Raw genomic sequence first — 24,177 nt, forward strand, 5'->3', positions numbered from 1 at the left:
AAGTAAAGATTTTTTTATACTAGCAAACTAAACTTTCGCATCGGCTAATACGACCGCAAAAAGAACCTTAATTTTAGCTTTTTTAAGCACTAAATTCGCTTGTTTTAAAGACTCACCTGAAGTGATAATATCATCTACTAAAATTACAGGTAAATCCAAGGTCTTTTGCAATTCATATTTTCTTTTATTTTTCTTTCTAAATGAAAGGCTTTTACCTTTATAAATAATCTTATTTTTTGCTTTAATTGCGTTATATAATGGGATAATATTTTTTGATTTCATATTTTTAATAAGTATTGCCGTATGAGAATACCCGCTAGAACAATCATCATCTAAGCCTATAGCATAAGCTAATTCATTATCAAAATGAAATCTTTTATAAGAATAAGATGCGAGTTTATTTAATATAAAATATCCACTAATAAAATGCTTGTGATTTAATAGTTTTTTAATTTTAGAATATTTATAAAAGCTAATTACTTCTAAACCATCATCTAAAATTCTTCTTTTACATTCAAGTAATTTAAATTCTTTTTCACAAGTTTTACAAAAAATCTTAAATGTAGGCTTAGAGCAATTATAACATAGCATAAAGATTTTATTCTTTATCTTTTAGACGCTTTTTAACCGATTTTACCTTATATTTTAGATTATCATTTCTACTTTTGTGAATGTCAAATTTGGCTACTAAATAAACTCTATCTTTATTAATTAATTTATTTGCTTTATTTAAAATTTTTAAAGCACTTTTTAAATCATCAGTTTCTACGCTAGTTCCCATTGCACCTAATTTGTGTTTTATATTTTTCTTTCTTAAATACTCAATAATTGGTGCTATTTCTTCACTTTTACTATCATCGCTCATAGAAAAAATACAAAAATCCATTGTAACACTCATTTTTTCTCCTTTAAATAAATTTAATTATTTCTTCATTACTTGCTCTTGTAGTTTTAAAATCATTTACATTATCGCTACTTTTTTTACCTATTGCAATGCCACATATAATTTTGCCTTCAACCCCATTTTCTCTAATAGTATCGCAATATTCAGCAATACTACCTAAAACACAAGTGCTAAATCCTAAATATGTAGCCGCATTCAAAAAATTAGCTAGAAAAATACCACAATCTAACAAAGAGCCTTCGTTTAAACCATTATCAATATGTAAAATTGCTAGATTTTTAGCATTAAAGAATTTAAAATTCTTATGCCATTGCTCTAGCCTTTTTTCTTTCTCATCTCGCTTTATATTAAGTGCTTCATAAAGCCTAATTCCTGTCTGAAATCTTCTGCTCTTATAAGGTTCAAACCAAATATCAGGATATAATTTTATATCTTGGCTTTTTAAATTATTTTTTACAGCATTTAATAAATCATCGCTTAATTTAGCAAGACTTTTACCACTAAAAAAGCTTAGTTTTGCTGGTTGCATATTTGTTGCACTAGGGCTTAATTTTGCAAGTTCTACTATATTAATTAATTCATCTTTACTTAATTCATAGTCAATAAAATCTCTACAAGAAAATCTATTATCCAAACATTCCTTAAAAGTCATAAAATCTCCTTAAAACAAGCATAATCGCAAAATATTCTAAAATAAAAGCAGAAATTATATTAATAATCTTTAGCACTTTTACACTAAATAAATTTGTATATTTATATACAAAAAACGAAAGCGAAAATATCCAAATAAGTATGCTAACGCTAAGTCCTAAAAATAAATATATAGGATTTTGTTTAGTGCTTAGCATAGTTGCAACGCTAAGCCAAAATGTGATTACATAAGGATTTGCTAGATTTAGTAAAAATCCTTTAATAAAATTACTAAATATATTTGTATTTTCTAAATTCTTATGAAGATTTATATCTTTTACTGGCTTTAGCATTAAAAATGCTAAATAACTTAAAAATATAAAGCCAAAAATACTTAAAATATTTAAAAATAAATCATTTTTAATAAATTCTAAAACGCTAAAGCTTAATAATGATAAATAAAGCAAATCAGCAACAAAAGCACCAAAACCTAAAGAAAAAGCATTCTTAAAAGATTTTAGTGCATAACTTAAAATTAGAATATTAACAGGACCAAAAGGAACGCAAACTCCAAGTCCTAATAATATCCCATCAAATAAATCATTCATCTGCTAAACTAAGTCCTACTTTTCCATCTTTAATTTCACTAACTATTACTTCTAGCGTTTCGCCCTCATTAAAGCTTTTACCCTTGATTTTATTAGAATGTAATAATCCATCAATGCCGTCTTGTAAGGTTACAAATACTCCAAAATTAGCTACTTTTTTAACAACGCCACTAAATCTAGTTCCTATTTCAAATTCTACTTTAGGAGCTTGTTTTTTGCCTTTAGATTTTGGTTTTAACACTTCATTTAATATATATTCTTTAGCTTCTTTTACTAATTTTCCACTAATTTTTACTTCATTTTTATCTCTATCTAAATCTATGCTAACGCCAAATTTATCTATGATTTCTTTAATAGTTTTACCACCTTGACCAATAATTTCTGGAATATCATTAGCACTTACGCTAAATATTTCTAATTTAGGTAAAATTTCTTCATTAATAACAATTTTAGAATTTGCTTCTTCCATTAAATTAAGAATATGAATTCTTCCTTTTCTAGCAGCTTCTAAAGCTTGGGTTAATATTTCAGTGCTAACCCCACCTAATTTTATATCCATTTGCATAGCAGTTATTCCATCAACACTACCTGCTACTTTAAAATCCATATCCCCATCGTGATCTTCTAAGCCCATAATATCAGTTAATACAGCATATTCATTATCTTCAATTATAAGTCCCATAGCAACTCCAGCTACTAGTTTTTTACTAGGCACTGCTGCAGCACGAAGAGCTAATGAGCCACCACAAACACTAGCCATTGAGCTACTTCCATTACTTTCTAATATTTCTGAAACTATTCTAATAGTATGAGCATAATCTTTACTAACTGAAGAACTTAAAGCTCTTTTTGCTAGATTTCCGTGTCCTAATTCTCTTCTTGAAGGTGCTTTTAAAGGACTTGCTTCGCCTACACAAAAACCAGGAAAATTATAATTAAACATAAATCTTTCATAGGTAGTTGATTTATTATTTAATAATTCAATTGCTTGAGCGTCATTGTCGCTACCTAAAGTACAAACCACTAATGCTTGAGTTTGACCCCTTGTAAATAAACAAGATCCGTGCGCATTTGGTAAAATATTAGTCAATATACTAATAGGACGAACCTCATCTAAAGCTCTCCCATCAGCTCTTCTTCTTTCTTTTAAGATTTGCTTTCTTACTATGTGTTTTTTAATACGATTTAATTCATAATCAAGTTCAGCTTCACTCCAATTATTATTTATAAATTCTTCATCTAAAACAACTTTTTTTGCAATAGCTTTAAGCTCACTTGCTCTTTCGCTTTTAGCCATTTTATTAATTGCAAATTTTATATCTTCTAAATAGTTTTTTTCTAAATATTCATATACTGCTAGATTTTCACTATCAGCTTTGTAATTAAACTCATAAGATTTTTTATATTCTTTAAAAGTATTATAAAAATCATTACTTATATTTAAAATACTACCTTTTGCAAATTCTAAAGCTTGTAATAACTCACTCTCACTCATCTCATTCATTGAATTATTAGTCTCATTTGCTTTCATTTCTATCATTAATAATTCATCTTTAAGACCACTTACAAACAAATCAAGACTTGAAAGTTCTAAAGAATTTAAATCAGGATTTAGAACAAAACCATTTTCATCCTTAGCAACCCTAACCCCAACTGCTGGATATACAATTTCAATATCACTTAAAAATAAAGCCGCACTTGCTGCATAAAGTGCAAGTGGCTGAATATCAACATTTTCTTCAACCGAAAGAAGCATAACTACAATATGAGTTGGGTGTAAATAACCCTTAGGAAATAATGGGCGTAATGTTCTATCAATTATTCTTGAAGTTAAAGTCTCATAATCACTTGGTTTTGTTTCTCTTTTCACAAAACCGCCTGGAATTTTACCTGCTGCATAAGTTTTTTCTACATAACTAACGGTTAATGGTAAAAAATCTTCACTAACACACTCATCTTCTCTAGCAACACTTGCTAACATAACCGTTTTACCACAAGTCATTAAAACACTTGCATTTGCTTGTTTGGCAACTAAATCAAGTTCAAATACTAATTCTTTATCGTTAATCTTAATTATTTTTTTCATTTATCTCCTTTTGATATGGCAAATAATAATTGCTCGTTTCTAAAATCTCACACGCATATTCACTTGATATTTCAAGTGGTTGCTTGTAGTAATAATCTTTATCTATAAAATGTTCTATTTTTTCTAAATAATAAACTTTATCAAATAAATCATTATAATAATTATAAGCATCAGCAGCTACTAAAGCACTTGCATATTTTATACTTCTAACGCCTAAACCCAATAAACTTTTATGACATACATTAATAGTTAAACCGCTGTTTGAACCTTGGTCTAACAATAAGATATCCTTACCTTTAAGATTGCTAAGTGGTAAAGACTTTCTATATTTTGCAATTTTACCCATAATTGATTCATCATAAAGCACAGTACTCATTGATAAAATATATTCTTGAGTTATGGAAAAAGCTTCAATTAATTCTTGAATACATACTATATCTCTTGTTTCACTAATTTTTGCTATCTGACATTCATTATTTGGGGCATATATGCCTTTGTTAAAAAGCATATCATAATATAAATTAAGTTCACTTGCAATAGTCTCAATAAAAGGAATATTTTTAATACTATTTCCTATAATTATATGCCCTTCTAATTCTTTATATTGCAATAATTTTTCACTAAATTTATTAGCAGCTTGTAAAGGATTGTCAAAAATCATAAGTATCATCACCTCTTAAAGCAAAATTATATCTTACACCGCCTATTGGATAAAGATTGAATTTCAAATAAACCCCCCTATCTCTTACAGATTTTACACCCATTTGAGTAAGTTTAGCTGTTGTGCTTTCTTTAAATTCTAAAGAATAATTTATACATCTTTTTTTATGAGTAAAACCTATACTATAGTTTTCAAATTTCTTACTATTTAAATTAAACCAAGCTTGAGAATATATTATATTATAAGGCATAAATTCATATTGAAATTTACTAGTTAAAAATCTATCATAAGGCTTATTTTTCACAAGAAGCTCATCAATTTTATTATAATAAAATCCAGAACTTATTTTAAATGGCTGGGTTGTATATACTCCTTCTATAAAAAATCTATCAATATTAGAATTTTTAAACGAATACTCCGTAGTATTATTAATATTAAAATTATTATTAAAATAATACTTAAACTGATTGCTTAAAATATTAAACTTAGAATCTTCTGTCCTAAGCGTTAAAGAATGCTTAAGTTTTTTATCATTATCACTAAAAATTATTTGAGATAACTCAATATTAAAGGTTAAATCATCATAAGTATTTGGTATGAAAAATTCATTTTCTATTTCTTTTGAACCAGTCCTAAGACTAGCACCAAAACCAAAATTAATATTATGCAATATATAATCATACTTTCTAAATAAATTAGTATATATAAAAGCACTATGAGTAGAATTAAAATTATAATCATCTCTTCTACTATAATTGTTATAAAAGTTAAGTCCTAATTCAAATTCTTCATTTAAAACAAAGTTAATATAATCATTAAATAAGCTTTTATTAAACTCAATTGGAACATAAAAATGAAATCTATTTAATGTGCTACCTTCTCTTCTATAAAAATTGCTATATGAAAAATCTGCTTTATAGTTAATATGATTATCAAATAAAGTATCATAAAATCTATGATAATGTAGATTTGGAATTTCTTGTAAAGTATAATCTTGATTAATACTTGAAGTGTCTTGATAATATTTAGCATATAAACCGAAATAATCTTTATTATCTGTATAAAAATAATTAAATTTTGAAGTTATTATAGCTTCATCATTATTATCTAAAAAACTAGATAAATTCAAATAATCAATATCACTAATTCTTAAAAAGTCTAAATATAATCCTTCTTGATTTTTGTTATTTGTATTAAAGATTTTATCTCTTTCATAGTGCATATTAAATCCATAATGCTCGCCAAATTTCAATTCTTCTTTATTAAAATAACTATTAAATTCTTTAAAATACCCAACTCCTATATTTCCTTTAGAATAAGGGCTATCAACAAAACGAAAATTAGAATAAATTCCATAACCCCTATTTGTTCTAATTTGTGGTCTTAATTCTAAATCCATTCTATGATTAATCGCCCAAAAAAATGGTTGCTCATAATGAATAGCTTCTTTGCTTTTTATTGATAATTTAGGAACCAAAAAACCAGTTTTTCTACTATCATCTGTATTAATAGCAAAATATGGCATATAAAAAATTGGTATATTTTTAAATCTTAAAACCATACCTTTTAATACTAAATCTTGAGTTTTAGTATTATAAATGCCTTCCTTAAAATCAATACTCCATTCAGGATTTGCAACATCACAAGAACTAACACTTGCATTTTTTACAATAAAATCACCATTTATATAAGAACTATTCTTACTTTTTAACCATACTTCAATAAAAGAATCGCTTATAAAAAAATTATCAAAATTTGCACAAGAATTACCTAAATTAATTTTTGCATAATTTGATATAGTAGTTTGATTATTGTTTATTAAAAATACATCTCCAAATAATTCTAATTCTTTTGTATCTTGATTATATTTACCACTATTTGCTCTTGCAAAATAATTTTCTTTAAACAACAATATATCTTTATTTGAGATTATATAATTATCTTTTTTTATAAACTCATCTGATTGAATTTCAATTTGATTTGAATAAAGTAAGCCAATAAGCAATATCAAATAAGATATTTTTTTAATCAACTTTAATCACCATAGATTTGCTGGCAATATCAGCAAAGTTTCTTCTTGTCTTATTAAAGAATATAGATACAAACAATACCCCATTTATAAAAAATTCACACAATACAAACACTAAAGCTCTATTTAAAGATTCTGTAAAATTAGGAGTATCAAAATGTTCGCAATTTACAATTTTTGTCTTTGTAATCATATTGCCAAAAGTTGCACCATACATATAAAAAAATATAAGAACATAAAAGAATTTAATAATAAAATATGCTTTTACATAGCTAAATAACAATATATTTAAATTGATATAATCTTCGTTATTTATTAAGGTTCTTATTTTAATTATTTCTTCATCGTTTATAAAATATATCATTAAAATAAAGATAAGAATATAGCAAATTATAAAATCAGCCACAAAAGCAATAAACCTAGCAACAATATCGGCTAGTTGTTTATCTTCTTTTTCAAGCTTTTCTAATATTTTATCATCCATTTAAAACCCTAAACATAAATCCCCAAACAAGCGTTAAATTTCAAGGTCTTGTAACCTAAAAAATAGTGGAAGAAAAGCATTAAAGGCTGCAATTCACAATTACTTGCATCACAGAACACGGTTGCTTAAACTTAATCACATAAAAAAATCTGTTAGACCGAATATATTAAACCCGCGTTGTCTAGGGTAGTGTAATTTTACATAAAAAGCTTAATGAATTTTTACTTACCCAAGCAAAACTCAGAAAACATTGCATCAAACAATTCATCGCTTCCTGTTTTTTTACCAAAAAGAGATAGTTTATTTAAACTTTCGTTTAAATAATAAGCACAAATTTCAAGCTCATTAAAATTATCTATAGCTAAATAAATATTCTCACTAGCACTATAAAACGCACTTATTAAATCAGTATTTGTTAAAACCAATTCATTGTCTAATTGAGAATTTAAATAATTTTTTAATTCAAATTCTAAAGCTTTTATATCATTATTTAATGCTGATATTTTAATACCTTCTAAAGTATTTACTTGAGCTAAGTCGCTTTTATTTTGAACTATAAAATATTTTTTACCACTATTTTTAATGTATTCTAAAAGTTTTAATTCATCTTCTAAGCATTCTTTTGATGAATCAATTAAAAACAATACTATATCAGCTTTATTAATAGCCTCATAGCTTCTTTTAATGCCTAATTCTTCTATCAAATCATCACTTTGTCTAATTCCTGCAGTATCAACTAATTTTATTAAATGTCCGTGATAGTTTAAATACTCTTCAATACTATCTCTTGTAGTTCCTGCAATATCACTAACTATTGCTCTATTAAATGATAATAAAGCATTTAATAAAGAGCTTTTACCTACATTTGGTTTTCCAATAATTGCTAGGTTAAATCCTTCTATTAAGCCTCTTTTTTTCTCACTTCTAATTGCAATTGTTTCTAATTCTTTAGCGTTATTAAGTAGTTTTGCTTTAGCATTTTCTAAAATATCTTCAGGCAAATCATCATCAGCATAATCAATTGCGGTTTCTAAATAAGCTAAAGTTTTAATTAACTCATCTTGGGTGTTAGTGATTAATTCTTTAAAAGCTCCATCTATATTCTTAGATATTATTTTTCTTGCATTTTCACTCTTTGCAGCAATTAATTCATTTATTAAAAGTGCTTTTTCTAAACTCATTTTATTGTTTAAACAAGCTCTTTTGCTAAATTCCCCTGCTCTTGCAAATCTAGCACCTAATTTATTTAAAATCATAAGTATATTTTGTGCGTTTGTAAAACCGCCGTGAATTTGAAACTCTACGCAATCTTCACCAGTAAAAGAAAAAGGGGCTTTAAAATAAATTATAATGCCTTCATCAACAAATTCATTTTCGTAAAATAGTTTAAAAAAGTGAGCATAGCGGGGATTATTTTTTAATTTTTCTGCGTTTTTTTGACTTAATAATTTTGATGCTATTTCTAAAGCTTTTTCCCCACTTAATCTAATAATACTAATAGCACCATTTCCACTAGCACTAGCAAGTGCTACTATTGTGCTATTCATTGTTTTTTAAATTCTCCATAAATTGCAATGTATCTTCCTAAAGAACTATCTTTTATAACTATATTTTTATGAGAAAATTCTTTTAGTAATTCTTCATATACTAGATTTAATAAACTTGTTTCTAATGGTCTTGTTTGGGCCTTACCTACTTCATCAATTTTTGTCTTTACTTCGCTTAAATGCTTTTCAAGATTTTCTCTTAACTTAGCAAGAACACCACAAATCTCAACTCTTGCGTGAAGATTGTATTTAATGTTTATTAGATGATTTACAATAGTATCTAGTGCTTTGTATTTATGTGCGTCTTTTCCTATTAAACTTTCATAAGAATTTGCAATAAATTCTACATTTACACTATTTTCATTAGCTGGAGTTACCACAACATCTCTTACATCAAAATATTCACTACAAAATAAATTTTTTAAATCTTTTGCAATATCTTCAATAATATTAATTTCAATTTTTTTCTTAACTTTTACTTCAATTATTGCATCTTTTTTAAAAAAACCTAAAAAACCAGCTTTTGGCAATTGAATTATTTCATACTCTAATTCTCTAATAGAGCAATTAGTTTCCTTAATTGCTCTATCAATAGCACCTTCTAGTGTTTTATCAACTATTTGCATTTTTTCCTTCTTTATTAGCAAAAATTTTATTTACAAACCATTGTTGAGCTAGTGAAAATGTATTATTTACACACCAATACAATGTAAGACCTGCTGGGAAATTTATAAAAAATATCACAAATACTAAAGGTAAGAATTTCATAATCTTAGCTTGTGTAGGGTCTTGTATAGTCATAGGAGTTATAACTTGTTGTAAAAACATAGTAGCACCCATATAAATTGGTAAAATATAATAAGGATCATGTATTGCTAAGTCATTAATCCATAAAGCCCAAGGAGCAGCCTTAAGCTCAATAGCATTTAATAATACCCTATAAATTGCAAAAAATATTGGAATTTGAATTAATATTGGTAAACATCCGCCTAATGGATTTGCCTTATGTTTTTTATAAAGCTCCATCATATGCATTTGCATTTTTTGTGGATTACCTTTATATTTTTCTTGAATTTCTTTAATTTTTGGAGCTAAAACTTTTAATTTTTGCATAGAAACCATACTTTTATAAGTTGGATATGTAAGACAAATTCTAACAACTATCGTAAGAATAACAATAGACCAACCCCAATTGCCTACATGTGAATATATAAAACTTAAAAATGCGAACATTGGTTTAGCAATAAAAGTAAACCAACCATATTCAACCACATTTGTAAGTTTTTCATTAACAGCTTCTAAAATTTTATGCTCTTTTGGACCAATATAAGCATTAAATGTATCATTTCCGCTAGCTACAACATAACCAACTGATAAATCTTTGTGATTTTTAACAACTACCTTAAATGGCTTTTCAAAATTATAAAATGTGCTTGTGTAGTATCTATCAGAAAATGCAGCTATTATAGAATCAGTTTCAACTCTTTCATCATTTGATTTTATATCTCCATCTTCATAATCTACTTTAGTATCATCATTTTTGTAAATCATAGCACCATGAACTGTTAAAGTATCTGCTAAAACATTCGGACGCTCACCTGGAGTAATAACATAATCTCTTAATTTATTATCGCTAAAAGTAATTTTTACTTGATAAAAACCATTTTCTTTGAATGTTATAATTTTATTAACAATTACACCATTTACATCTTTACTTAAAACTAGCTCTTCACCAATATTTACACTACTTTTATTTGCTTTAAAAGTTGTATTATTAAATTCTTTATTAAATTCACTATCATAAAAAACCATAGATAAAGGATATAAAGTAGTATTTTTATCAACTAAATTAATAGCTTCATTTGTTTCATTTAAAAATCTTTCATCTTTTAAAATAAAACTACTAATTTCTCCATTTTCATTGATTTGAACATCAAAATGCTCATTATTAACACTAGCAATAATATTATTTGTTTTTATTGCTTTAATATCTCCAATATTTTGAGTTTTTGTTTGTATATTACTAACTTCTTGCTTTTGAATTTGTTGAGTATTAGTAACAACTGGTTTAGGGATTAAAAAATCATAACCTATAAAAAAAACCATAGATAAAACTACAGCAATTATAATCCTTTTTTGTTGAGACATATTATCAAACATATTTTTCCTTTATTTGAATATTACTTTTACTATATAATAAAATTGTTTATCTTTTGGAACAAAAATCATTTTAAGTTTTTTTATCTTATTTTGATGTGTAAAAAGCATAATAGGTTTATGTTTAATTTTAATTATAGGATAATCAAAACCACCTACAAATAATTGATTACATTTTAAAATTCTTAAAGCTGTTAAAAAAAGTGCTTTAAAAAAATTATTATATTGAAGTTGAATAATCGCATATTGAGAGCAAGTTGGATAATATCTACAAGATTTAGGCTTTAAAGGACTTAAAAAATATCTATAAAATTCAACTAATTTAACAGCTAAATACCTAAACATTTTATTCCTTTAAACACCCCAACCTTTTAAGACTCCACTTAATATTCTTTTCTAATTCAAAATAACCTAAATCACTAAAACCTTTTTTTGCTACAAATATGTAATAACCGCTACTTATATTTGGATAAAGCTGTAAAAAAATAGCTCTTATTAATCTTTTAGTTCTATTTCTTACAACAGCACATCCTACTTTTTTACTTGCGATTACTGCAATTTTTTTAACTTCGCTTGGTTCGTGATAAATAACGCAGTTTTTAGCAAACCATTTTGAACCAATTTTATAAAGTCTAGCAAAATCTTTAGAATCATTTATGCTAGAAAATTCCTTTAGATTGCTAATCTTCTTCTACCTTTTGCGCGTCTTGCATTGATTACTTTACGACCATTTTTAGTCTTCATTCTTACACGAAATCCGTGAGTTCTCTTGCGAGGTGTATTGTGTGGTTGATAAGTTCTTTTTGGCATTTTTCTTCCTTAAATAAAAAAATTAAACGCATATTCTATCACAAATAACTTAATTATTTTTAAGTATTTTTGATATAAAATAAATTTTATGGATAAAAATACATATTTACATTACTTAAAATTATTCGGATTTTCCTTTTACAACGATAAGTTAAGCGTTAATAAAAACTACAATATAAAAGATATAAAAAATTGCAAATTATGCAATTTATACAAAAGTAAAAATAATTTTTATACAAATAAAGTAATTAAATCAAATATTTTCATACTAAGCGATATTGGTTTTAATGACAATGATGCTGAATATTTTAATAGTATTTTAAGCAAGAATTTAAATCTTAATTTAAATAATGTATATATTACAAATATAGTAAAATGCTCAAATCAATATAAACAAGAAAATATTTTAAAGTGCTATCAGTATTTTTTAAATGAACTTTTAGAAAGTGAAGCAAATATTATAATTTTATTAGGAGAAAATTTAAAAAATATATTACAATTATCAAATTTTAATATTGGAGATATTATTTTTTATGACTTTTATGGTAAAAAAAGAAAAGTTTTGCTAAATTACAGCTTTAGCTTTATTAAAAAAAATCCAAGTTATGAAAATGATTTTATAAATAACTTAAAAAAAATAAAGGAATAATTATGAAAAAATTATTAACAACAATGTTAATATGCTCAAATCTTATTGCTGCCAAACAAGAATTAGTCAAAATTGAGCCAGCAAAGGTTTTTTATGTTAATTACGAAAAAGAAAAATGCTCTGATGAATGTCTAAAAGACTTATTATACAAAGGTCTTTACATAAGCTATATAACAAGATTTAATTCTAATGATGAAAAACTAAATAACATTTATGTAAAACTTCTTAATGGAATTGAATATATTGATTTACCTAAAAAACAACAATTAAACACAATTAAAATAGCTTTAGTTATACCAGAAAAAGTTGTAAAATCTTATTCTAGTAATATAATTTCTCCTGCACTTGCATATCTTATGAAACAAAATGATAATGTATATATGAAAGTATATTTTACAGGAGATGAAAGTGAAGCTAATATAGCTCCTATCATAAGCCAATTACACGATTATTCACTAATTATTACAGGATTTCAAAAAAACGGCATTAATGTATTAAACAAAAGCATTACAAATATTGCAGTATTTAATCCATTAGCAAAATCTAGTGATTTTGATAATGTAAATTCTAATTTTACATTTGGTAGCATAGATTATCAAGAGCAAGTTGCAAAACTAATAAATATTTCAAATAATAAAATAGCTGTATTTAAAGATGATAGTTTACTAGCAAGTAAAATAACTGATAATATAAGAGAACAAAGCAATATAATTTCTCTTAAAACTATTGAAAAGAAAAATCTAAATGTAAATTCGGCTTTAAGTGATGCTTGGAAATTAAATAATTCTAGCGTATTTTTTAATATACCATTAGTGAAAACAACTCTTTTGGCAACACAAATAAGAGCTTTAAGTATTAGACCAAATAAATATTTAAGCACTCAAATTAATTATCATCCAATGTTTTTAAACCTAAGCCAAGAAAACGAAAGGTCTATGTTTTATTTTGCTAATTCAATAGGCGAAATTGATGAAGAAATAGAGTATATAAATGATTTATTAGGGCAAAAAATAGCTTATAACTGGATAGCTTATTCAACTAGCGTTGGATTAGATTACTACTATCACGAGCTATATTCAAACAAAAAAGATAGATTATTTAAAGATAATTTTATAGGTAATTCAATACATTTTAATGTAAGAATTATGAATGCTAAACAATCAAAATTTAGCGAACAAAAATAAAACTAAGAATTTAAATTCTTAGTTTTAAGTAATTTTATAAAGATAATAAAGCAATTCTTACTGCGTTAGTTGCTGCTCCAACACGAATTTGATCAGCTACACACCATAAATGTAAAATCTTAGGATTATTTAAATCAACTCTAATTCTACCAACATAAGTTTCATTTGTATTGCTTGTAAATAAAGGCATTGGATAGCGTAACTCTTCATTTTCACTATCTTCATTATGTGCTTTTGTATTTGGATTATCCATCAATACAACGCTTGGAGCTTTACTTAAAATCTCTCTTACTTTTGTTAAATCTACATTATTTTTAAAAGTAATTGTAATACTTTCGCTATGACTTCTAAGTACTGGCACTCTAACGCAAGTAGCACTAATTTGCATTTTTTTATTCATAATTTTTTGAGTTTCATTTACCATTTTTAGCTCTTCTTTTGTATAACCACTATCAGTAAATACATCAATTTGTGGAATTAGATTTAATGCTAGTTGATAAGTAAATTTTGATGGTTTAATTTCTTCAAAAGCAAATACTTTTTGAAGACCTTCCATAAGCTCACTCATACCTAAATTCCCTGCTCCACTTGCCGCTTGATAAGTGCTAACATCAACTCTTTCTATATCAAATACATCATCAAGTGGTTTTAATACTTGCACCATTTGAATGGTTGAGCAATTTGGATTTGCAATTATTCCTTTATGTTTTTCAAAATCACCAGGATTACATTCAGGCACTATTAAAGGTACATCATTCATCATTCTAAAATAACTTGTATTATCAATAACCAAAGCACCTTTATTTGCTGCAATTTTTGCATATTTTTCACTTATACTTCCACCCGCACAAAAGAATGCTATATCAACATCTTCTTCATCAAAACTATGCTCATCTAATTCTTCTATAACATAAGTTTCATCACGCCATACAATCTCTTTACCAGCACTATTTTTACTAGCTAATAATCTTAGTTCTTTTACTGGAAAATTGTATTCATTTAATACATTTAATATTTCTTCGCCTACAGCACCTGTTGCACCAATGATTGCAATATTTTTCATTTCACTCTCCTAAATTGTATTTTTGCATTTTTTCTCTAAAAACTTTTTCGCTCATTGAAATTAATTTAGAAGCTGCTTTTATATCCTTTTCTTGCTTTAAAGCTTCTTTAATTAATTCAAATTCTAAGTCATTTATATTATTTTTATTATTATTAGTAAAATTAAGCCTTAAATCACTATCTTTTACTATATTTTCATCGCTTAAAATTGCAGCACTTTCAACAATAGAAATCAATTCTCTTATATTTCCAGGATAATTATAATCATTTAATACTTTTATAGCTTCTTTGCTAAAAGTTTTTTCCCCTAAATCATACTCATTACAAATTCTATTTAAAGTAGCATTAGCAATTTCTATTATTTCATCTTTTCTTTGTCTTAAAGGCAAAATATCTAGCATAATTGTATTTAATCTATAAAATAAATCTGCTCTAAATTTATTATTTTTAATATTATCTTGTATGTTTATATTACTAGCACTTATAATTCTTACATCTATATTAATTAATTTTGTGCCACCTAATCTTTGTATAGTTTTTTCTTGTAAAACTCTTAATAACTTAGCTTGAATACTAGCACTCATTTCACCTATTTCATCAAGAAATAAAGTGCCTTCATTAGCTAACTCAAATAAGCCTAATTTATTAGAATTAGCGTCTGTAAAAGCTCCTTTTTCATATCCAAACAATTCACTCTCTATTAAATTTTCAGGAATAGCAGCCATATTAATAGCTATAAAAGGCTTATTTGCTCTTTTACTATTTTCGTGAATAAATTTTGCAAATACTTCCTTACCAACTCCACTTTCACCGCTTAAAAATACACTGACATTTGTTTTAGCTGCTTTTAAAGCTATTGTTTTTAAATTCTCAAGTTCTTTTGATGAACCTAAAAATCCATTTTGTTTTACTGGAATTTCTTTTTTAATTTTATTAGCTTTTTTTTCTCTAATAATTTTTGCTCTATTTATTGCTTCATATAATTTATCCAAATCAAATGGCTTTGTTAAAAAATCTTTTACTCCAAGTCTTAGTGCTTCAATTGCTTTATTTAAAGTTGCATTTCCTGTAATAATTATAAACTCAGCACTAATTTTTTGTTCTAAAGCTGTTTTTACAAACTCAAGCCCGTCCATTTTAGGCATATTAATATCACTTATTATTAAGTCAAAACTATCATCTAATTCTTTTAAAGCATCAATTGGATTTTTATAAGTTTTTAATTCATAATCATCACTTAATGATAATTCTAAGGATTTTCTCATATTAATATCATCTTCAACTATGGCTATTTTCATACCTTATCCTTTGTGTAAATCAATATTTTACCTTGAGCAAGTTCTGCTTTAAAATAAATTGGCAATAATCTTAAATGAGTTTTTATACTTGCTTTAAAATTATTGACATCAACATATTCACTCACTATCGCTTTATTAACACAATCTATTAAATTTGTTTGTTGGTCTTTTAAACTATCATAAATATTAGACTTTGTAGCATTAATCTCACAAACATAAGTATATCTTGCTTTTTTATCAATACTCATTGCTCTACTTAAGTGAAATTCTTCGTTAGTTAGGACTAGATTAGTAGTACTTAATCTAGCCCAGAATATATAATCAGGATTTGTAGCGTTTAATAATCCTAAAAAGCTAATTAATATGAGAACAATTCGTTCCATTTATATTTATCAATTTTTAGTTCTAACTCAACCGTATAAAGACCATCTTTAAATCCTTCTCCGGTAATGTTTGCATTTTTAATAAGTCCATTAACATATGTTGTAATTAACGAGCTTCTAAGCATTGCATCTTTTACATTTTCTCTAGAATTTACTCTAACCCCATAAAGTTTGCCAGCTAATTGACGATAAGCATCAGCTAATGCTGCTCTTTTTGCAAGTGCTAATGCTTGAGCTTGCGAAACTGTGTTTTGAGGTGGAATTCCCTCTCCTACCGAACTAAAAATCATAAGTCTTACTGCTTCTTCTTCAGGACTTAAAACAGGCTCTTGATAACTTGCTTTTTTATAAGCTGTTTTTTGAGTGTTATTTTCTACTTGAACTGTTGTTTCTTTTTTTTGTGGAACACAAGCACAAATAAATATAGCTAAAGCGATGGTGCCTAATCTTTTCACGATTTTTCCTTTAAATAATTATTTAATTGCTTCAAAGCAATTATTATTCCTTTTCTTTAAATAGCTTGTTATAATATGAAAAATAATCTGTTGTTTTGCTTAATTGCTTAGAAATATTTGAATAAAAATTTATTTCATCAATTTGATTATATTCTAAATTATTATCCAATTCAGCTATTTTCTTTAAAGAAGAACATTCATATAAATATAAGTTATTTTTTAATACAACCATCACACTACCAATAGCCCAAGTTCTACAAAATTCTCTTAAATCATTTCTATTTGGAGTTAGTTGTTTTTTAGCGTATAAATTCGCTGCTAAAACATTAGTATCAAAATATATAAAATTGTTATATTTATTTTTAATACTATCATATATTTTTTGACTAGGAGCTATTAATAATGTATGCTCAATATAATTATTAAAAATTACTCTATCGCCTATTTGTGGAGTTAATATAGGTAATGGTAAAGCATCTTGTTTTAAATCAGAAAATGTATATAGCTCTAATTTAATATTATTGTTCTCATTATTTACAAAACTAGCTCTAGCAACAATTATAGAATATTCTCCGATATCTTTAATAACAATAGCGCCATTTTTTAAATTATTTTCATCATATTTTGCATCAACTATATGAGCATAAGCATAGCCATTATCAATCTTATCAATAACAGCATTTATAAATTGATTAGCAAATGCAAAAACCGAAAAGCATATTAAAATAAAAGTTTTCTTAAACATATTATCCCTTTAAAATTAAATTACTAAATTATAAGCAAAAAAAAGTAAAATGTCTGCCTTATTTTGGAAATTTTATCATATTTTAAAGGAAAATAATGCGAAAAATCATATTAGTTTTATCTATTTTTTTAAGTTTAAATTTATTCTCAAAAGAATTAAAAATGGAAGAATTAATATGGGAAAGAGGCGAGAGTTTTTTATTTTTCTTACAAAAAAATCAAATTCCATTAAGCATATATCATAATCTTGATAAAGAAGATAAAGAACTAACAGCAGAAATCATAGCTGGGGTTAAATATCAAATATTAAGAGATGAAAATGATAATATAGAGCAAATTTTAATACCAATAAGCGAAACTTTACAAATACAAATATATAAGGATTTAGAAGATAAATATGCTATAACATTTACTCCCATTACTTATAAAGTTGAAGAAACAAGTTTAACATTTAAAATAAATAAATCAGTATATCAAGATATTATAGACAACACTCAAAACTCTAGATTAGCAAGCGCTCTACTTAGAGCATATGCAGGAACGATTAATTATACAGGAATGAAAAAAGATGATAGAGTAGTAATCGTTTATTCTCAAAAAAGAAGATTAGGTAGAATTTATGGAGATGCAAATATAAAATCAGCTATGATTGAAGTTAATAAAAAACCTTATTATATATTTAAATATGGAGATAATGACTTTTACGATGAAAACGGAAAACAATTAGAAACATATACTTTTATATTGCCTGTTGGAAATGTTAGAATTAGTTCTCCATTTAACCCAGGAAGATTTCATCCTATTTTAAAAAAATATAGAGCCCATCTAGGAATAGATTATGCAGCACCAACAGGAACGCCAGTAAAAGCAGCAGGTGCTGGAAAAATAATGTTTAGAGGAGTAAAAGGCGGATATGGAAATGTAGTTCAAGTAAATCACTCAAGTGGCTATATGACTTTATACGCACATTTAAGCAAATTTGGTAAATATAAAATAGGAGATAGTGTAAAACAAGGTCAAGTAATTGGCTATGTAGGAACCACAGGTCTTAGCACAGGGCCGCACTTACATTTTGGTATGTATAAAAACAATGCAGCAATTAACCCAGCAACAGTTGTTAGAGTTGCAAAAGATGGTCTAGTAGGCAAAGAAAAACAAAAATTTGATTTAACAACTAAAGAATATATAAGTGAAATTAAGCATATATTAGAAAGTAAAATAACTCCTATAAAAGAAGAGAATTTTGAAAATATTGTGGAGCTTAATTAAAATATGAAAAATACAGCAGTAGCTTTTGAAATAATACAAGATTTTTTAGATGAAAAAGATGTTAGCTATGCTGAATTATTAGAAGCTCTAAAAATAATAAAAAATGATGATTATGAAGCTTATGAAAACATAATTAAAAGTCTTGATGATGAAGACTTAGGAAATATCGCAACACTAATGCCTGAACATATGTTAAGCGATGTTTTGAAATTATCTTCAAGCAAAAAATTAGCTTTAGCATTAGGCGAATTAGAAAGCGATGATGCAACTGATTTAATGCAAAGCATTGAAGAAATTGATGATGAAAAAGCAAATAGAATTTTTTCAAATCTTAGTAAAGACGAACAAGATGATATTTTATTCTTAAAACGCTACGATGATGAAAAAGCTGGTGCTTATATGCAAACAGAGATTTTTACCGCAAAGCTTAGTGATACTCTAGAAAGTGCTATTAGCAAATATAAAGAGCTTAAAAAAAGCGAAGAAATAGAACATATAATCCAACTTTTTATAACCGATGAGAATGAAAAATTAATTTATAGTTTGCATGTAGGAGATTTAATTTTATATGAATTTAAAGATACTTTTCAGCAAATTCTAGATAAAAATGAAGATTTAGCAAAAGATTTACATTTTATTAGAGATTACGACACTATAAATGATGCTATCTCTATGGTTCAAGACTATGATTTAAGCGTAATTGCTGTAGTTGATAATAATAATAAATTATTAGGAAGAATAACTTATGATGATATACACGACTTAATCCAAGACTATGCAACAGAGCAAATGTATAACTTTGCAGGGGTTGGAGATATTGATAGCGAAGATGAAAATACCATAAAAGCAGCTAAAAGTAGAGCTAAATGGCTTATTGTAAATCTAATTACTTCGTTAATTTCAGCCCATGTTATCGCAATGTTTTCTGATGCAATAGAAAAGTTAGTAGCACTTGCAGCTTTAATGCCAATAGTTGCATCAATGGGTGGAAATACTGGCTCACAAGCACTTGCCGTAACTATTAGAAAACTTGCTTTAGGTGAATTAAGTTATGAGAATTCAAAACATATATTATTAAGAGAAATTGCTATTTCGTTTTCAAACGCAACGATTTTTGCCATTGTTTTAGGAGTTGTTGCGTATTTTTGGTTTTCAATCCCAATGTTAAGCCTTGTGATATTTATATCAATGATTTTAAATTTAGGTTTTGCAGGTTTAATTGGCTCATTAATACCTTTGGTATTAAAAAAATGTGGATTTGACCCTGCACTAGGTAGTGCAGTTTTACTAACAGCAACCACCGATGCTTTAGGGTTTTTTAGCTTTTTATTACTTGCTAAGGTAATATTGTTATAATTTAATCTACTTTTAACAAAATTATGTTTAAATTAATGATTTAATTTTCAATGAAAAAGGAGATGAAATGAAAATTTCAACAAAACTTTCGTTATGTATACTGATTAGTTTGTGTATCTTAGGCATTAGCCTAATATTTATTTCTAACAAAGGAATGCAAGAAATTGACGATGTAACAACTAAAACGGTAGAAGAATTAGCAGTAAAAGATGCTAGAAGTGCTGCAAAAAGCATTGTATTTGGATTTTATAATTTTTCTGAAAAATTATATAAAGACTTTGTAAAAGCTGGAGATGGACCTGAAGATGCACTTGAAAGCACAATTGAATATCTTCAAGGTATGAATTTAGATAGCACAAATATTAGATTTTTTGCTGTTAATTCAGATGGAACTTATTTAGTTCATTATCAACCAGAAAAAATAGGAAAGAATTTAAAAGCAGATTTAGATGTTAAAGGCGAAAGCTATGTAGAAAAATTTGTTAAGAATGGCTTAGCAGGCGGTGGTTTTACAGAGGTTACATTCTTTGATAAGGTAACTAGTAAAGATAGAAATATCATTACCTATACTAAAAAAGATAAAAATATGGATATTATCTATGGTTGCACAATAGATATGGATATAACAAATCAAGAAATCGCTGAAGTAGGTAAAATAATTGATGAAGTTATTAGTAGCTCAAATTACAAATTTACATTAGCAGCAGTTGTTATAGCGGCTATAATTTTAATATTAATGATTATCTTCGTAAAATTCCAAATCACTCGCCCACTAAACAACCTAACAGCTAAATCAAACGAACTTAGCAGTGGAGATGGAGATTTAACTAAAAAGCTAGATGATAAAGGTAATGATGAAATAGCTCAAGCTTGTAAAGCTATTAATATATTCTTAGAAAAAGTAAGAATTCTAATAGCACAAGCAAAAGATATCTCAAATGAAAACGCTTCAATAGCAAATGAATTAAGCCACACAAGTCTTCAAACAGGTAAGCGTGCAGAAGAAGGTAGCGTAATAGTTACAGAAGTAGCTAATAAAGGAACTAATACTAAAGCAAACCTTGATAAAGGTGTAATTGGTGCAGCTAAAGGTAAAGATGAATTAAGTAATGCAAGTAAGTTTATAAAATCAGCAAACGATGCTATTAATTCATTAACTAATCAAATAAATCATAGTGCTGATATAGAAAGTGCTTTAGCTAGTAAGATTGAGCAATTAAGCCGTGATGCTGATAATGTTAAATCTATTTTAGAAATAATTAATGATGTAGCAGACCAGACTAACTTACTTGCACTAAATGCTGCAATAGAAGCAGCACGTGCAGGAGAGCATGGTAGAGGATTTGCCGTAGTAGCTGATGAAGTAAGAAGCCTAGCAGAAAGAACTCAAAAAAGCCTTAGTGAAATAAATGCAACAATAAGCGTTATAGTTCAAGGTATTAAAGATGCAAGCGAACAAATGAGCACTAATTCAGCAGAAATTAGTAAATTAACTCAAGTAGCAAGTAATACCCAAGATACAATTAATGAAATGGGTAAAGTAATGAGTGAAGCTGTAAAAATTAGTGAAGCAACTGTAAATGATTATATAAGCACAAGCAAAGATATGAGCGAGATATTAAGTGGAGTAAATAATATGAATACTATCACTAATGAAAACGCAAGAAGCGTAGAAGAAATAGCAGGAGCAGCAAATCATCTAAGTGAGATGACAGAACAACTAAACAAAAAGCTAAATGAATTTAGAACTTGATTTATTAGCTTAAAAATAAACTTATTATTAGGAATTAGTATGCTAGTTCCTAATAATATTTTAAAATATTTAAATAATTTAAATTCACTACTAGTTTTTCCACTTTATATTTTTTTACTTAATCGTATTTGTTTTGTATTACTATGTTACATCATTACTTTCTAGCATTATTGTGTTAGAAATTAGGTTTGCAATTCTAAACCATCATCGTTTAAGTCGTTTAGTTCTTGGTTTCAAACCATGTTGTGATAGAATTAGGTTTGCAATTAAAAGAAATGACAAAGCTAAACAAACTAGCTTGATGTTTCAAACCATGTTGTGATAGAATTAGGTTTGCAATATTGTTCTAAATATTTGTTCTATTATTTTACTTTGGTTTCAAACCGTGTTGTGGTAGAATTAGGTTTGCAATAAAATATCAATTATGGCTCATTGAGAAATTATATTACGTTTCAAACCGTGTTGTGGTAGAATTAGGTTTGCAATTTATGATTGGTTTTTCTACTATCTGTATAAAAATTATGTTTCAAACCGTGTTGTGATAGAATTAGGTTTGCAATATCACAAGCAACGCCAACAGAATTTCCTAAGTTACTGTTTCAAACCGTGTTGTGATAGAATTAGGTTTGCAATCAGCCACACACAAAAGCAATTTTTAACGAGTTTGGGTTTCAAACCGTGTTGTGATAGAATTAGGTTTGCAATAAGAAATTGATATAGATGCAGGAGAAGCAGTAAAGTTTCAAACCGTGTTGTGATAGAATTAGGTTTGCAATATTCATTACCATTTGCAAGGTTTGACATTGTTTCAAAGTTTCAAACCGTGTTGTGATAGAATTAGGTTTGCAATGTATAGAAGACAAAAAGCCACCAAGAGAAAAACTTGTTTCAAACCATGTTGTGATAGAATTAGGTTTGCAATCCAAACAAACAAAACATACAACCCGTTCTCTCGCATTGTTTCAAACCATGTTGTGATAGAATTAGGTTTGCAATTTCGTTCTAGCGGTAGTGGAATAATCCAACAAACGTTTCAAACCATGTTGTGATAGAATTAGGTTTGCAATTTAACGAATGATAACCTTCGACACCCGATAATAAGTTTCAAACCATGTTGTGATAGAATTAGGTTTGCAATTTAAGAGATAATTAAGAAATATCTAATATATTAAAAGTTTCAAACCATGTTGTGATAGAATTAGGTTTGCAATAGCAAGGAAAACTTGCTTATATATCAAGTATTTGAGAGTTTTTAAAAAGTAGTGATTTTTCCACTTTTAAAATTCTTTCAAATTTTAGCACTTTAGTGGAAAAATTAAACCTGTGTTTAGTTTGTATCACTAAAATTAAAAAGCAAATCTAATTCTATCACAACGAGCGTTTGAAATCATAATTAGGTAGAAATACCGAAAAGTTAGTAAAATATCGGGCAACTGGCTTAGCCACCCCGATAAACTTTAACACAAACATACTAAATTTATTCCCTATCATCACAATAGTTAAAAAATTCACATTGATTACAAGCATTAAGACTAGCGCTACTATTTGGAAAAACTCCATTATCTAAAAGATTTTTCATATCTTTTACAACTCTTTTTAGCCTAGCAAAATCATTCGGAAAAATATTAAAAACCTTATGTTTTAGATGATTTGATGAGCATAAAATCACTCTTTTGCAAGGCTTAGCATAAATTTTACTAGCCATTTTTGCGTATGCTATTAGTTGCATTTTCGCCCCGTTACTAAGATTTAGATTATTACTTTGTTTAAACTCAAGTACCACCACCACATCAACCCCAACAAATAGCATATCACAAACCCCACACAGCTCATCATCTTCTAAATATTGATTTTTATAGGCTTTATATTCGCTTAGCCCAAGTTTAACAAATGTGCGACTTTTGAAAAGCTCATCTTGCTTTTTATGAAAATCATTGCCAAAATCTACATGCTTAGGATACTTTGGTGTAATATCACAAAAATTATAAAAATAAAATATCCTAGGACAAAACACAAACTGCCTAATCAAACTCGCCTTCAAAAGTTCCATGAAATTCCTATTTCAAATTATTTAAAATTCTCATTGTTTTGGTTAAAATATACACAAG

The 24,177-nt window shown here is 26.9% G+C and carries 25 protein-coding genes and 1 CRISPR repeat array; of the genes, 5 read left to right on the forward strand and 20 right to left on the reverse strand.

Annotation, left to right across the window (positions count from 1 at the left end; all coding sequences use genetic code 11):
* Positions 1-27: 27 nt before the first annotated feature.
* The 14 genes from AVBRAN_RS06265 to rpmH form a co-directional block, all read right to left on the reverse strand.
* Positions 28-591 (reverse strand): ComF family protein, encoded by a 564-nt coding sequence (locus tag AVBRAN_RS06265; protein ID WP_239802769.1) that lies wholly within the window; start codon positions 589-591, stop codon positions 28-30.
* Positions 592-598: 7 nt separating this feature from the next.
* Complete coding sequence (locus tag AVBRAN_RS06270; RefSeq protein ID WP_214116528.1) at positions 599-898, reverse strand: thiamine-binding protein; 300 nt, start codon at positions 896-898, stop codon at positions 599-601.
* Positions 899-908: 10 nt separating this feature from the next.
* Positions 909-1,556 (reverse strand): nitroreductase family protein, encoded by a 648-nt coding sequence (locus AVBRAN_RS06275; RefSeq protein ID WP_239802770.1) that lies wholly within the window; start codon positions 1,554-1,556, stop codon positions 909-911.
* The gene (locus AVBRAN_RS06280) at positions 1,546-2,142 is read right to left on the reverse strand and encodes a LysE family transporter (RefSeq protein ID WP_239802771.1); all 597 of its coding nucleotides are present in this window, start codon (positions 2,140-2,142) and stop codon (positions 1,546-1,548) included. Before AVBRAN_RS06280 ends, AVBRAN_RS06275 begins: the two co-directional genes overlap by 11 nt.
* A complete protein-coding gene (locus AVBRAN_RS06285; RefSeq protein ID WP_214120586.1) occupies positions 2,135-4,228 on the reverse strand; it encodes a polyribonucleotide nucleotidyltransferase in 2,094 nt (697 codons plus the stop codon). Before AVBRAN_RS06285 ends, AVBRAN_RS06280 begins: the two co-directional genes overlap by 8 nt.
* Complete coding sequence (locus AVBRAN_RS06290) at positions 4,212-4,889, reverse strand: sodium:proton antiporter (protein ID WP_214116520.1); 678 nt, start codon at positions 4,887-4,889, stop codon at positions 4,212-4,214. The genes AVBRAN_RS06285 and AVBRAN_RS06290 overlap by 17 nt, the downstream gene beginning before the upstream one ends.
* Positions 4,879-6,921: an LPS assembly protein LptD gene (locus tag AVBRAN_RS06295; protein WP_239802772.1), complete on the reverse strand. Its 2,043-nt coding sequence runs from the start codon at positions 6,919-6,921 to the stop codon at positions 4,879-4,881. The genes AVBRAN_RS06290 and AVBRAN_RS06295 overlap by 11 nt, the downstream gene beginning before the upstream one ends.
* The gene (locus tag AVBRAN_RS06300; RefSeq protein ID WP_239802773.1) at positions 6,914-7,402 is read right to left on the reverse strand and encodes an RDD family protein; all 489 of its coding nucleotides are present in this window, start codon (positions 7,400-7,402) and stop codon (positions 6,914-6,916) included. The genes AVBRAN_RS06295 and AVBRAN_RS06300 overlap by 8 nt, the downstream gene beginning before the upstream one ends.
* 221 nt (positions 7,403-7,623) lie before the next feature.
* A complete protein-coding gene (mnmE, locus tag AVBRAN_RS06305) occupies positions 7,624-8,949 on the reverse strand; it encodes a tRNA uridine-5-carboxymethylaminomethyl(34) synthesis GTPase MnmE (protein ID WP_214120381.1) in 1,326 nt (441 codons plus the stop codon).
* A complete protein-coding gene (locus tag AVBRAN_RS06310; protein WP_214116505.1) occupies positions 8,946-9,575 on the reverse strand; it encodes a Jag N-terminal domain-containing protein in 630 nt (209 codons plus the stop codon). Before AVBRAN_RS06310 ends, mnmE begins: the two co-directional genes overlap by 4 nt.
* The gene (gene yidC / locus AVBRAN_RS06315) at positions 9,562-11,109 is read right to left on the reverse strand and encodes a membrane protein insertase YidC (RefSeq protein WP_214120382.1); all 1,548 of its coding nucleotides are present in this window, start codon (positions 11,107-11,109) and stop codon (positions 9,562-9,564) included. The genes AVBRAN_RS06310 and yidC overlap by 14 nt, the downstream gene beginning before the upstream one ends.
* 9 nt (positions 11,110-11,118) lie before the next feature.
* Positions 11,119-11,451 (reverse strand): membrane protein insertion efficiency factor YidD, encoded by a 333-nt coding sequence (gene yidD, locus AVBRAN_RS06320; protein ID WP_214116501.1) that lies wholly within the window; start codon positions 11,449-11,451, stop codon positions 11,119-11,121.
* A gap of 1 nt (position 11,452) precedes the next feature.
* A complete protein-coding gene (rnpA, locus tag AVBRAN_RS06325; RefSeq protein ID WP_275592001.1) occupies positions 11,453-11,791 on the reverse strand; it encodes a ribonuclease P protein component in 339 nt (112 codons plus the stop codon).
* Positions 11,779-11,916 (reverse strand): 50S ribosomal protein L34, encoded by a 138-nt coding sequence (rpmH, locus tag AVBRAN_RS06330; protein WP_214116499.1) that lies wholly within the window; start codon positions 11,914-11,916, stop codon positions 11,779-11,781. Before rpmH ends, rnpA begins: the two co-directional genes overlap by 13 nt.
* A gap of 88 nt (positions 11,917-12,004) precedes the next feature.
* Here rpmH and AVBRAN_RS06335 point away from each other — a divergent pair, with 88 nt between their 5' ends.
* Positions 12,005-12,565, forward strand: a complete 561-nt coding sequence (locus AVBRAN_RS06335) for a uracil-DNA glycosylase family protein (RefSeq protein WP_214116498.1) — start codon at positions 12,005-12,007, stop codon at positions 12,563-12,565.
* Positions 12,566-12,567: 2 nt separating this feature from the next.
* Positions 12,568-13,749 (forward strand): hypothetical protein, encoded by a 1,182-nt coding sequence (locus AVBRAN_RS06340; RefSeq protein WP_214116496.1) that lies wholly within the window; start codon positions 12,568-12,570, stop codon positions 13,747-13,749.
* A gap of 34 nt (positions 13,750-13,783) precedes the next feature.
* On the opposite strand, the gene AVBRAN_RS06345 is transcribed toward AVBRAN_RS06340, so the two are convergent.
* Genes AVBRAN_RS06345 through AVBRAN_RS06365 form a run of 5 tightly spaced genes read right to left on the reverse strand, consistent with a single transcriptional unit; the run spans position 13,784 to position 17,692 of the window.
* On the reverse strand, positions 13,784-14,812 hold the full coding sequence (locus AVBRAN_RS06345) for an aspartate-semialdehyde dehydrogenase (RefSeq protein WP_214116494.1): 1,029 nt from the start codon (positions 14,810-14,812) through the stop codon (positions 13,784-13,786).
* Between the two features lies 1 nt (position 14,813).
* Positions 14,814-16,109: a sigma-54 dependent transcriptional regulator gene (locus AVBRAN_RS06350; RefSeq protein WP_239802774.1), complete on the reverse strand. Its 1,296-nt coding sequence runs from the start codon at positions 16,107-16,109 to the stop codon at positions 14,814-14,816.
* Positions 16,106-16,492, reverse strand: a complete 387-nt coding sequence (locus tag AVBRAN_RS06355) for a hypothetical protein (RefSeq protein ID WP_214120386.1) — start codon at positions 16,490-16,492, stop codon at positions 16,106-16,108. The genes AVBRAN_RS06350 and AVBRAN_RS06355 overlap by 4 nt, the downstream gene beginning before the upstream one ends.
* On the reverse strand, positions 16,468-16,947 hold the full coding sequence (locus AVBRAN_RS06360; RefSeq protein WP_336607694.1) for a lipoprotein required for motility: 480 nt from the start codon (positions 16,945-16,947) through the stop codon (positions 16,468-16,470). Before AVBRAN_RS06360 ends, AVBRAN_RS06355 begins: the two co-directional genes overlap by 25 nt.
* A 43-nt stretch (positions 16,948-16,990) precedes the next feature.
* A complete protein-coding gene (locus AVBRAN_RS06365; RefSeq protein WP_239802775.1) occupies positions 16,991-17,692 on the reverse strand; it encodes a plasminogen-binding N-terminal domain-containing protein in 702 nt (233 codons plus the stop codon).
* Between the two features lie 95 nt (positions 17,693-17,787).
* Between AVBRAN_RS06365 and AVBRAN_RS06370 the strand changes: the two genes are divergently transcribed.
* The 3 genes from AVBRAN_RS06370 (at position 17,788) to AVBRAN_RS06380 (ending at position 22,069) form a co-directional block, all read left to right on the forward strand.
* On the forward strand, positions 17,788-18,960 hold the full coding sequence (locus AVBRAN_RS06370) for a peptidoglycan DD-metalloendopeptidase family protein (RefSeq protein WP_239802776.1): 1,173 nt from the start codon (positions 17,788-17,790) through the stop codon (positions 18,958-18,960).
* A gap of 3 nt (positions 18,961-18,963) precedes the next feature.
* A complete protein-coding gene (locus tag AVBRAN_RS06375; RefSeq protein WP_239802777.1) occupies positions 18,964-20,316 on the forward strand; it encodes a magnesium transporter in 1,353 nt (450 codons plus the stop codon).
* 67 nt (positions 20,317-20,383) lie between these two features.
* The gene (locus AVBRAN_RS06380) at positions 20,384-22,069 is read left to right on the forward strand and encodes a methyl-accepting chemotaxis protein (RefSeq protein WP_239802778.1); all 1,686 of its coding nucleotides are present in this window, start codon (positions 20,384-20,386) and stop codon (positions 22,067-22,069) included.
* A gap of 169 nt (positions 22,070-22,238) precedes the next feature.
* Positions 22,239-23,280: a CRISPR direct-repeat array (repeat unit 26 nt; unit sequence TGTTGTGATAGAATTAGGTTTGCAAT).
* A gap of 266 nt (positions 23,281-23,546) precedes the next feature.
* Here AVBRAN_RS06380 and cas4 read toward each other — a convergent pair.
* On the reverse strand, positions 23,547-24,119 hold the full coding sequence (gene cas4, locus AVBRAN_RS06385; protein WP_239802779.1) for a CRISPR-associated protein Cas4: 573 nt from the start codon (positions 24,117-24,119) through the stop codon (positions 23,547-23,549).
* Between the last annotated feature and the right edge of the window lie 58 nt (positions 24,120-24,177).

This window comes from Campylobacter sp. RM12651 (assembly GCF_022369475.1).
In the GTDB taxonomy this organism is placed as follows: Bacteria; Campylobacterota; Campylobacteria; order Campylobacterales; family Campylobacteraceae; genus Campylobacter_E.